At 54.9% G+C, this 1,077-nt stretch carries 2 rRNA genes; both read left to right on the top strand.

The features are described 5' to 3' along the window. Nucleotides 1–311: ribosomal RNA gene (locus MHY23_RS11815) — 16S ribosomal RNA — on the top strand; the annotation flags it as partial. Nucleotides 312–716: 405 nt separating this feature from the next. Continuing rightward, a 23S ribosomal RNA gene (locus MHY23_RS11810) occupies nt 717–1,077 on the top strand; the annotation flags it as partial.

Here is a 1,077-nt window from a genome sequence, read left to right as displayed (position 1 = left end):
CTGCGACAATGGTCGGTACAACGCGTCCTGCGAGCCTGTGAGGGTGAGCTAATCGCTGTAAAGCCGGTCGTAGTTCGGATTGGGGTCTGCAACTCGACCCCATGAAGTCGGAGTCGCTAGTAATCGCAGATCAGCAACGCTGCGGTGAATACGTTCCCGGGCCTTGTACACACCGCCCGTCACGTCATGAAAGTTGGTAACACCCGAAGCCAGTGGCCTGTCAAAAGGAGCTGTCGAAGGTGGGATCGGCGATTGGGACGAAGTCGTAACAAGGTAGCCGTACCGGAAGGTGCGGCTGGATCACCTCCTTTCTAAGGAGCTTTTATTATTCGCCCGCAGTTGTGGGTGTTGTTTTGTGTGGTTGAGTCGCCGAGTGTGCGACTGCCATATGTTTGTTTGCCGGGTGGAGACACACCTTCAAGGTCATGGTGGCATCGTCTGGATGGTGGTGCGGCTGGGCTGAGAAGGGGTTGTGCGCTCACATGGTGTTGGGGTTGGGTGGTCACACCGGTTTGCGTGACAAAAGAGTATGCGTTGGTGCACTGTTGGGTGTCTGGGGCAGCACATGGTTGTTCCTGTTGGGCTCTCATGTGGGCTGGCCGCGTTGGTTGTGGTTGGTTGTGTGTGGGGGTTGTGTTGTGTGAGAACTGTATAGTGGACGCGAGTATCTTTCTTTTTTGTGTTTTGGTGTTTGTACCTTGATTGTTTGTGTGTCCGTGTGTTTTGTTACGGGCGTATGGTGGATGCCTTGGCATGCTGAGCCGATGAAGGACGTGTGAGGCTGCGTTATGCCTCGGGGAGTTGCCAACAAAGCGTTGATCCGAGGATGTCCGAATGGGGAAACCCAGCACCAGTTGTGTGGTGTTACCCGCAGGTGAATACATAGTCTGTGTGGGGGTTGACGCGGGGAAGTGAAACATCTCAGTACCCGTAGGAGAAGAAAACAATTGTGATTCCGTGTGTAGTGGCGAGCGATAGCGGATGAGGCTAAACCGTGTGCGTGTGATACCTGGCAGGGGTTGCGTGTGCGGTGTTGTGGGGCGCAAATGGTGCAGGCTGTCAACTGCACGCGCAATG

It is taken from the genome of Corynebacterium sp. ACRQP, from assembly GCF_022345915.1.
GTDB classification, from domain to species: Bacteria; Actinomycetota; Actinomycetes; order Mycobacteriales; family Mycobacteriaceae; genus Corynebacterium; species Corynebacterium lehmanniae.
This window is presented reverse-complemented; position numbering and strand designations above follow the sequence as displayed.